Below are 9885 nucleotides of genomic sequence, written 5' to 3'. Positions count from 1 at the left end.
TGGAGCGATTACGCACACTGCCCGAACACGTCTACAACCAGATGGTCATGGGCTGAAAAACGTGGGGATACCTCAGAATCCGATCCCTCTAATGCCGGGACTGAACACCTATTGATACGGCTCAAATATATTTGGACTTTTGTACCGTGACATTGTCAGAAAGCAACGGACAAAGAAGACGCAAGGCATCAGACGCTGGATCGGCTGCACGAACGGCGCAAACAAGTGGTTCGACTGCATTGCCTTGGTCATGGTGTGATGCAGATCGTCAAGCTGACCGGTCTGTCGTATCCGACAGTGCGCCGCGCGATCGATGGTGATGCATCAGGCGGGTTGGCGGGGATCAAGCCAAGCCGACGGGGCCGGGCTCCTGGGCAGGGTCGCTGGTTGAGCCCCGCGCAGGAGGCACGGATCAAACGGATCATCTGCGATCGGCGACCGGAGCAGGTGAAGATGGAGTTTGCGCTGTGGAATCGCGCCGCTGTGACGCAACTGATCGAACAGCAGTGCGGTATGACGCTGTCGGTGCGGGGCGTGGGTACCTACCTGGCCCGGTGGGGGTTTACGCCGCAAAAGCCGATCAAAAAGCGGACGAGCAGCGTCCTGAAGCGGTACAGGCGTGGCTGGACGAGACCTATCCGGCGATTGAGAAACGCGCCAAAGCTGAGGGCGCACAGATACAGTGGGGAGACGAAACGGCGTTGGTGAACACCGATGTGCGCGGTCGCTGCGACGCCCCGGCCGGCAAGACGCCGGTGGCCTTCGCAGTCGGTGGGACGCGGCAAAAGCTGTCGATCCTTGCCACAGTCACCAACAAGGCAGAAGCACGCTGGATGATCATTGACGACGCATTCAACGCCGAGAAATTGATCGAATGTCTTGCGGCGTTGATCAAGAGCACGAAACACAAGGGGTTCCTGATTCTGGACAACCTGCGTGTCCATCACAGCCCATTGGTCAAGGCATGGGTGGCCAAGCGCAGCAAGAAGATTGAGTTGTTCTACTTGCCCAGCGACAGCCCGGAGCTCAATCCCGAAGAGCGCCTCAACGCCGATCTCAAGCACGCCATCAGCTCGAAGGTTCCGGCACGTCCCAAAGCCAAACGCAAAGTCGCAGCAACCGAGCATATGCAAAAGATCGAACGCTCACCCGAACGTGTCAGACGTGACTTGGCGGACTCAAGTTCCGAGTGCAACACTGATCCACTGCAAACCCGCATTTCTGTCAAATCACCTAAACGGGTAACCTAAATTTAATCAATGACCTATACGTCTGGCCCTCCCAGAGCGATGCAAGCATTCGATTTATCGAGGTGGTGCACTTGATTCTTGAGACCACCCTTCCAGGATCCACAGGTAAAATATGCTGCGTGACATAGTTAAAACTTATCTTAGCCGGATAAATAATAAAAAACCGGTCACTTCACCTGCAACAAACGCCGCAACTGCGCTTTGAGCTGGCGTCCGTGTTCGTGGAAGTAGCTGCGTTCGTCGCGCCAGGCAGGAAAGCGGTGCTCCACTTCGGCCCAAAACGCGGGCGAGTGATTGGCTTGCACCAGGTGGCATAGCTCGTGCACCAGCACGTATTCGAAAGCGGACGGGCGACCGAGTACCAATGCCAGATCCAGCGCCATCGAGCCATCGGGTGCGAGCGAGCCCCACTGCGAGGACATCACTTTCAGGCGCACCCGTGCCGGTGCGCGCGGCAAGCCGGGCAGATAGTTGGGCAACCAGCGGCCGACATCGGCGCGCGCCTGCGCTTCGTAGAATTCCTTCAGCGTGCGGCGCAGGCCTGCATCGCCCAATCGCGCGGGCAGATGGAACTGCGCGCCTGCATCGGTGATGTCGATGCGTGCGTAGCGCCCGTCTTGCCAGCTCAGCGCCAGCAAAGCGCCGCGTAACGGCAACAACCCCGGCACACCACGCTCCAGCGCCGGAAAAGCATCCACCTGCTGATAGCGCGACAACTGCGTGCTCAGCCACTCCAGATGCGCCAGCAAAAAGCGTTCGCCGGACATCAGGCTTGCACGGATCGGCAGTGTCAGCCGCGCGCCGCGTTCGTCCACGCTGAGCTTGATGCGCCGCGCACGGGGGTCGCGCACGCGCAGCACTGCGATCTCGCGCCCGTCTAGTTCAAGACGCACGCAATCGCGTTCGACAACCTGCGGTGTGGGCGCGATGAGGCGGCGGACGGGCTTGAACATGTGCAAAGGATAGCGCTGCGATGTGTCAGCCGGTGAGACGGAATGATGGATACATCCGATGACGGTGCGAGCGTGATCTGTGGTCACACTGCATCCGTAACGCGCTACGTCGTCGCCCCCTGCCCACCCCCCTTCAAGCACCAAGTGCCGTCGGTGACAGCGGCACGGCGATGAAGGATGGCCATCCCATAGCCTGCATCCAGGCACGCCAAAAGGCGATCCAGCGCAGCAGCCAGCGCAGGGTGTAGCCAGCAGCACAGCCGAGCACGTGCAGCGCATCGCCTTGTGCGCCTTTCAGCCGGCAGCGACGTCGCCGGCAGTCGTCTTTCAGGTGTCCAATCACCCGCTCCACCGCCTGCCGTCGCTTGATCCAGTGCCAGTGCCGTCGCGTCAGCGTCTTGGCCTTGCCGCGACCTGATTAGCACGCTACTTCAGCCGAAAAAATCGGCACGTCTCGCAGCGCATCTTCCGACCATGGCGCGAGCCTGGCCGCCGACACCAGCAAGCGCTGCACCAGGGCCGTCAGATCGAAGCGTCGGTTGAACCGCCATTGGGTCTGGGCCAGGTAGCGATGCGCATACTTGGAGAACTTGAAGGCGTGATAGGCACCGTCCAACGACCGCTTCAGATTCGACAGTACGACATTGACCCAGCGGGCGTTGTCGTCCTCGCACCGGCTGCGGCCGTGGCCCTCAATCACTGTATGCGCATGCTCGGCTTCCAGAACACGGAAGGCGCCCAGCCCATCGCTGTACACATCAGCCCCCGGCCGCAAACGCCGCCCGACCCACTCGGCCAGCGCCACCTTGGTGAAGCCGGACACCGGGTCGATCACTGCCTGCCGGGGGCGACCATCCTGCGTGGTCTCCACGGCGATCACGAAAGGTCGCTTGTTTTCCGAGCCTCGGCCCGCCTTGCCGCCGTTGCGTTCTCCATCCAGATAGGCATCGTCCACTTGCACCACGCCCCCGAGCCGTCGTCCCGCCTCTCGCTCGGCCATGGCCTGCATCAACTTGTGTTTCATCCTCCACGCCGTCGGATAGCTCACCCCAAGATGACGCATCAATTCCAGCGCAGATAGATTCGTCTTGCTCTGGCTCAACGGGGACATCGCCAACAGCCAGGCCGTCAGCGGCAGCAGCCGATGCTCCAACACCGTTCCCGAACGCAGACTGCTCTGGTGGCGACAGTGCGAACACTGCCAGTAGGCCTGCGCGTGACGCTGGAACCTGCTGCAGCGCTTGCCCGCACAGCGCGGACAGACGAAGCCATCGGGCCAGCGCCAGGGCGCGCTCGCATTGCCCTTCGCTACCATAGCCGGCCAGGAAGGCCGGCAGCGACAGTCCCGGCTGAAATTGTACGCGGTTCATTGCCATGATCTGACTCCTGCACGAGTGGCTTGCCGTCAATGTGCAGGTGCACAGGCTCAGGGCCTGCGACTGGCTGAAGTAGCGTGCTAATCAGGTGCCGCGATGCAGGACCTGCACGCCAGCGACCTCGCGCCCGCGATACCCCAGGTACAAGATCGCCACGACGATACGCTTTCGCGCTCTTGCCGTACCCGCTCTTCTGCACCGAAAGCTACTTCTCCCGCCGCCAATTCACCGAGCCCTTGGTCTCCACCGTGCTCGATTCGGCTTCCACGTCGAAGCCGCGGCTGAGCAGGTATTTCAGCGTGAGTACCGAGCCGCTGCCGACCATCGAGACGCCGTAGCCAACGTAGAGTTTCGGCGAGAGGTACTTGCCGAAACCGACGACCGAGCCGACGGTGCTGGATTCGCTGACGCCGGCTTCGTCCAGGCCGAGCTTGGCGCCGATCTGCGAGGCGATCAGGCTGCTGCCGGCCGAGAGGGCGGCCGAGGCGGCACTGACCTGCTGGGTTTCGTCGCTGCTGGCAGTGGACAGGCCACGGCCGAGCACCAAGTAGGACAACGCTTCGGATTGCGACATCGCCGGTTCCGACCACACATCTGCGCGTGGCGATTCGGCGCGTCCGCTGACGTCGATACCGGCGGTGACATCGCCGATCTTGCGTTCGGCGCGCAGGCTCACGCGCGGGTCGGAGACGATATTTTTGTTCCAAGTCAGCTGGCCGCGGCTGATGGTCAGATCCTGGCCATAGGCCTTGTAACGACCACGTATATCCAGCCCGCCATTGGCGGTCATTTCGCGGCCCGGGCGCGCGCGAATCTGCATCTGCCCGCTCAAGCCACCCTTCAAGCCGAAGCCGCTCATGTTGACCTTGTCGCCGAGCACAATGGCCAGGTCCATATCCAGTGGCGAGGCCGGGGTTTCTTCCGGATCCACCGGATCCAGCACCACCACGTCTTCGGACACCGAGGTGCCGCGATCCAGGCGTTCCAGATCGATATCGGCTTCGGGCACGGTGACCTTGCCGCGTAGCTGCATGGTGTTGTCGGTAATGCCGAACTGCATGTCCGGGTTGGCAATGATGCGCAACTCGCTGGTGTTGTAGGCCAGCACGTTGTCGCCGCGGATATTCAGCAGCAACGGCGTGGTGGTACCGAACCAGGACAACCCGCCATCGATGTTCAGCGTGCCCTCGCCCGACTTGGCAGAGGCGTTGATCTTGGCCGAGCCATCCGGCAAGGCGTCGAAGCGGCCCTTGCCTTCGCTCAGGGTCAAACCCATCGAGGGATATTCGGCAGTGAAGTTGCTCAAGGTCGCATCGCCGCCAAGCAGCGGTTTGTCGCGGGTGCCGCGCAGGCTCACATGGCCTTCGACCAGCCCCTTGGGCTGCACCACATCGGCAACCACCAGCTCCAGCCAATACAAGCGCGACATATTGAGATACAGCTCGCCATTGAGCGGCGCATACGCATCCCAGCCGGTATTGAACTTGGCATCGACAAAGCCGGCGCCCTGGAAGCCGACACCGAGCTTGCCCTGGATCTGCTGCGGATTGAAATCGGCCTGCATGCTGAATTGGTCGTAGCGCAGCACTTCACCACGATTGGCATTGCCGGCCACCGCCGCATAACGGGTTTCACCGAGGCGAATACCGCCTTCGGGCGAGGCGAGGCGAAACGCGCCTTCCCACGCGTTACCGCGCGGCTTGAAGCTGCCATCAAGCGCAAGCTCGCCACGCAGATAGATCTGTCGCCCTTGCTGCTTGGGCAACCAAGGTTGCACCAGCGACAGGGGCAATGCATCGCCATGCACCACCATGCCTTCGCGCGGCCAATTGGCGCTGGCACACAGCGCACCACCGGTGGCGGCGCCCAGGCAGGTATCGGACAAGGTGAAGGCCGCGCCGTCGGTGCTGAACTGCGCCGGCTGACGCAGCGCCCACGCAGCGCCCTTGGCCGGTGCAATCCGCAACGTGCCAACCTGGCCCTGCCAACGCTCGCCATCACGACGCACATCGCCCTGCAAGGCGATGCTGGCCATGCTGTTGGCGATGCTGGCGTCCAGTCGCAATGCTTCCACCGCACCACGTGCCTGCACGCGCACGCTGTCCAGCACCATGCCGGCGTCGATCGCGGTGCCTTGCAACGCCAGTTGTCCGTCGCTGCCGCGCCACGGCAGACGACCACGCAAGGTGATGCTTTGCGCGCTGTAGTCGTTCCAACGCAAGCCATTGCCGACGATATCGGCAGTGATGTCGGGCGCGTCGCGACGGCCGCTGACCTGCAACTGCCCGCGTACCGTGCCAGTGGCGCCGGGCAATACGTCGTCCAGCTGTAGCGGCTGCAATTGCGCGGCAATGTCGAGCTGGTCGCCGACCTTGCCCTTGGCGTTGATGCGGCTATTGCCCAGCGACAACTCCAATTCGCCCTCGCCCTGTTCGCCGCGCAAGGCGAACTTGCCGTTAGCCGACAGCGCGCGTTGACGCAGCTGGCCAGTCAGGGTCGGAATATCGGCAGTGGCCTCGAAGCCCGGCGAAACGCCGCCGGCCGGTGCAGGCAACTGGCGGCCCTTGGAGGCGAGCTTGCCGGAGAGATTGCCGTTCCAGCCCGGCGCGAAATAGCCCGGATCGAACTTGGCCAACTGCGCGGTGACATTCCACTGCAGCGCCGGCGTCCAGCCCACTTCGCCGGTGAGATCCAGCGCGCCGCCCGGCGTGGTGGCCTGCACCTGCTTGAGCTGCGCGCGTTGATCGTTGCCGCGGCTATCGAACACCAACGCAGCCTGTTGCCCGTCGCGCTCAAGCGTGGCGTGGCCGATCGCCGCCCACGCCTTCAAGGTACCGGCCACGCCCAGGCGCGCGTCGATCAGTTCCACCGGCACCACCGCCGCACCGGGCGTAGCCGGGTCTGGTGTCGGGGTGAAGCGCAAGCCCCTGGCATTGACCGCGAAACGGAAACTCGGATTCTGGGTGTCGCGGAAATCCGCAATACCGTGCAGCTGTGCGCGGCCTTCGAAGGCATCGATCACCAACGGCTCGACGGTGATGACCTGGTCCAGCAGGCTGATGTGCGAGGGCTGCAGCGTGGCGCTCAACTCGCCGTGTTTGACGCTGCCTTGCAGATCGGCGGTGCCGTCCTTGCCGGAGGCTTGCAGGTTCAGCGCGATCGGCGTGGCCGGGGCGGCGTACTGCCCGTTGGTGGCTGGAATCAGCAGCGAGGTATCCAGCGCTTCGGTCATGGCCTTGAACGCCCAGGTTGGCGCGTCGCGCCCGGTGAACACCAGGCTGGCCTGCAGCGGGGCCGGCGCGCGGCCGGCGATGGCCACTTCCATCTTGCCCAGATCGCCGCGTGCGACCAAACCGAAGCTGGCCGGCGTGCGCCCGCGCGCGGCCGGCAACACGGCGGTGGCGGTGAGATCGGCGCGGTAACCGTCGTTGGGCACGTAATCGCCCTGCAGGCGGAAATTGCCCATGTCGGTATCGATCACCAGATCGCGCGTGCGCAATTCGCCGGTCGCCACATCCAGCCCGCCCTGCACTTTGTGCAGGACAATCATCGGCTGCTGCAGCTGAGTGATGCGCAGGTTGTCCACGACGATCTTGTCGGCCTGGATCGCCAGCGGCACGGTGATCTGCGGCAGCGATTCGGGCCAGCTCGGCAGTTTGAACGGCTCCTCGCTTTTGCCCAGATTCAAGCTGGCATTGCTGACCTGCACCGCATCCAGTTGCAGCTTGCGACCGAGCAACGGGCGCAGATCCGGTTCCAGATACACGCGCTCGGCGGTGAAGTGGATGTCCTGATAACGGAAGTCGACATCGCGCAAGGTCAGTGGGCCGGCCACCGGGCCTTCGACCTTGCCGTAGGTAAACGTGGCACCGACCGGCAGGCGCGCCACGACCTGCGCCAGCAACACATCGCGCCCGGCCACGGTCTGCAGCAACCAGTACACCGCGATCAAGGCCAGCACCACCAAACCCAGCACGGTCAGCCCGGAGCCCACCCAGAACCGGCGTCGGCGATAGAAACGCGCACGGCGCGGTGCGGGGGGTGGCGCGGGTGTGCTCACAGGTTGGCCCCGATATCGATGTAGAGCTGAAACTGAGAGTCGGGATCGTTCAGGCCATGCGCGATGTCCACCCGCACCGGTCCCACCGGCGAGCGCCAGCGCAGGCCGAAGCCGATACCGGTATGCCAGTCGGGCCTGTTGTCGAACGCACTGCCGCTATCGACAAACACCGCGCCGCCCCACGGGCCGCCTTTGAGGTAACGCTCGTACTCGGCGCTGGCGGTGACCGCGTTCTTGGCGCCGAGCGCGAATTCGTCCGGCCTGGGCGTACGCGGGCCGACTTCGCGAAAGGCATAACCGCGGATGCTGTTGGCGCCACCGGCAAAGAAACGCAGGCTCGGCGGCACCGCGACCAGATCGCTGGTCCAGGTGGTACCGCCTTCGCCGCGCAGAATCACCCGGCCGTTGTCGCCCGCGCCCAGAAACCAGCGCAGCTGGCCGTAGACCTGGCCGAAATTGGTGTCCGACCCGGCGCCTTCGGCACCGCCGCGGATGAACACCTGGCCGGAGACGCCACTGCGCGGAAACAGGCGGTCGTCGACGTTGACGTAATTCACCTGCAGCTGCGGATAGACCAGCGTGGAGGTCTCGTACACCGCGTCGGTGAAATCGCTGCCGCTGCTGAAGCGCCAGCGCTCGCGCAGCGCATTGATCGAGGCGATCGCGCTCCAGCGCTCGTTGATCTGGCCGCTGCGGCTGCCGGTGAGTTTGACGTTGCGCAGGTCGATGTATTCGGTCTGTTCGTCGTACAGCCGCGCCGAGGCGGTGTACCAGCCATCCAGCCAGCGAAACGCCGGCACCCGGTAGCTGGTGGTCAGGCTCTTGCGGTTCTGCGCGTAATCCAGCTGCGTGTCCATCTTGTGGCCGCGCGCATTCATATAGCGCCGCTCCACCCCGCCGCGCACACCGGCGCCGCTCTCGCTGCCGTAGCTCAAGCCGGAGGTGTAGACGGTGCGCTTGGCGCGGGTGAGCTTCACATCCACCGGCACCCGGCCCTGGTTGTCGGCGTCTTCAGGCTTGGGCTGGATATCGATGGTGCTGAAGTAATCGAGCTTGGTCAGCGACTCGCGCAGGCGATCCAGCTTGCCTTCGTGGTAGTAGCTGCCTTCGTCCCAATACACCAATGGGTCGAACAACCCATCGCGGAAGTAGTCGTACTCGAAGCGCACCGTGCCCATGTCGTAGCGGCGGCCGCTGTCCCAGTTCAGATCGATGTCGGCGGCATGCTCGGCACGGTTGACGGCGACCCGGCGCTTGGTGAGGTCTGCATCGAAGTAACCGCGCTCGGCCAGGCGGCGGGTGATGCGCACCTTGCTGGCTTCGTACTGCGGGTGGCTGAAGACCTGGTCCTGGTGCGGCTCGAACTGCTTGAGGTCCTGGCCCAGATAACGGTCCTGCTCGGCCCAGCCGGTGATGGAGATAAACGACTGACGCACCCGCACCGGCTCGCCGCGGTCCACGGTGATCACCACCGTCACCTTGTCGCCAGCGCGCGGCGCAGCCAGCGCGATGGTCGGCGAGTAGTAGCCGAACGGTTCCAAGGCTTCGCGCGTCTGCCGCTCGGCCTGCGCCAACAAATACTCGATACGCGACTCGCCCTGCTCCTTGCCGATGGCCTCATACAGGGACAGCGAGACCTCGATATTCTCGATCATCTCGGCGTCGTCGTCTTCGTCCAGGCCCTTGATTTCGACCTTGTCGATGGTTCCGCGGGCAGCCGCTTGCAGCGGGATGAGCAGAGTGCACAGCAGGGAGAGAGCAAACGCGACTTTAAGCATCGGCGAAGGATACCTAGCCTAGGTGTGAAGAGACAAAACATGTGAACAAACGCGACGATACGGGTGGCGAGATACTGAGTAAGTCGAAGACGCTTTTTAACTTTTTTTTCACAAAATGGTGGTCGCCAAGTCTGGCCTTAGATGTGAGGGCAGTCAGACCCATTGCTTAGCTTGAGTTCGCTGTGGTAGCAATAATGAGCAGGGGCGATTCACTAAGAAAGCCGGGGCGATTCAGACAGACATGCGTGATGTTTACAAAAAAGCCGTACTGATCAACTCTCTCGACGGGGATTTCCATGCAGCCGTCTTTGGACAAGCGCTGTCCAGGCGCGGCAGTCGTGTCATTCGATGGAATGCCGAGGACTATCCGACGAAATCTTCGGTCAGTATCTGAGGTTTCCCCACGTTTTCCCGAGATAGATCAGCTGGTTGCACCCGGATCGTGTAGAAACAAGTGCGCGCATGGCG

General features: G+C 63.0%; 3 protein-coding genes and 3 pseudogenes. 1 reads left to right on the top strand and 5 read right to left on the bottom strand.

Going from position 1 to position 9885, the window contains the following annotated elements; genetic code table 11:
- Positions 1-195 precede the first annotated feature (195 nt).
- A pseudogene (locus XpopCFBP1817_RS17355) lies at positions 196-1250 on the top strand (IS630 family transposase).
- 167 nt (positions 1251-1417) lie between these two features.
- Here XpopCFBP1817_RS17355 and XpopCFBP1817_RS17350 read toward each other — a convergent pair.
- From XpopCFBP1817_RS17350 to XpopCFBP1817_RS17330, 5 genes and pseudogenes are all read right to left on the bottom strand, one after another.
- Positions 1418-2203, bottom strand: coding sequence for a YgjP family zinc-dependent metalloprotease (locus tag XpopCFBP1817_RS17350; RefSeq protein WP_167393965.1), 786 nt, complete (start codon positions 2201-2203; stop codon positions 1418-1420).
- Positions 2204-2336: 133 nt separating this feature from the next.
- Positions 2337-2615, bottom strand: a pseudogene (locus tag XpopCFBP1817_RS17345) (transposase); the annotation flags it as partial.
- A gap of 6 nt (positions 2616-2621) precedes the next feature.
- Positions 2622-3579: pseudogene (locus XpopCFBP1817_RS17340) on the bottom strand (IS1595 family transposase).
- A gap of 205 nt (positions 3580-3784) precedes the next feature.
- The gene (locus XpopCFBP1817_RS17335; protein ID WP_128418070.1) at positions 3785-7639 is read right to left on the bottom strand and encodes a translocation/assembly module TamB domain-containing protein; all 3855 of its coding nucleotides are present in this window, start codon (positions 7637-7639) and stop codon (positions 3785-3787) included.
- Positions 7636-9417, bottom strand: coding sequence for an autotransporter assembly complex protein TamA (locus tag XpopCFBP1817_RS17330; RefSeq protein ID WP_128418069.1), 1782 nt, complete (start codon positions 9415-9417; stop codon positions 7636-7638). The genes XpopCFBP1817_RS17335 and XpopCFBP1817_RS17330 overlap by 4 nt, the downstream gene beginning before the upstream one ends.
- Positions 9418-9885: the final 468 nt, after the last annotated feature.

The organism is Xanthomonas populi (genome assembly GCF_002940065.1).
Taxonomy (GTDB): Bacteria; Pseudomonadota; Gammaproteobacteria; order Xanthomonadales; family Xanthomonadaceae; genus Xanthomonas; species Xanthomonas populi.
Note: the sequence above shows the minus strand (reverse complement) of the source record. Positions and strands in the feature narration are given on the sequence as shown.

Coding starts and splice junctions, on each gene's coding strand:
- XpopCFBP1817_RS17350 (WP_167393965.1), bottom strand. CDS start 2,203: ATGTTCAAGCCCGTCCGCCGCCTCATCGCGCCCACACCGCAGGTTGTC.
- XpopCFBP1817_RS17330 (WP_128418069.1), bottom strand. CDS start 9,417: ATGCTTAAAGTCGCGTTTGCTCTCTCCCTGCTGTGCACTCTGCTCATC.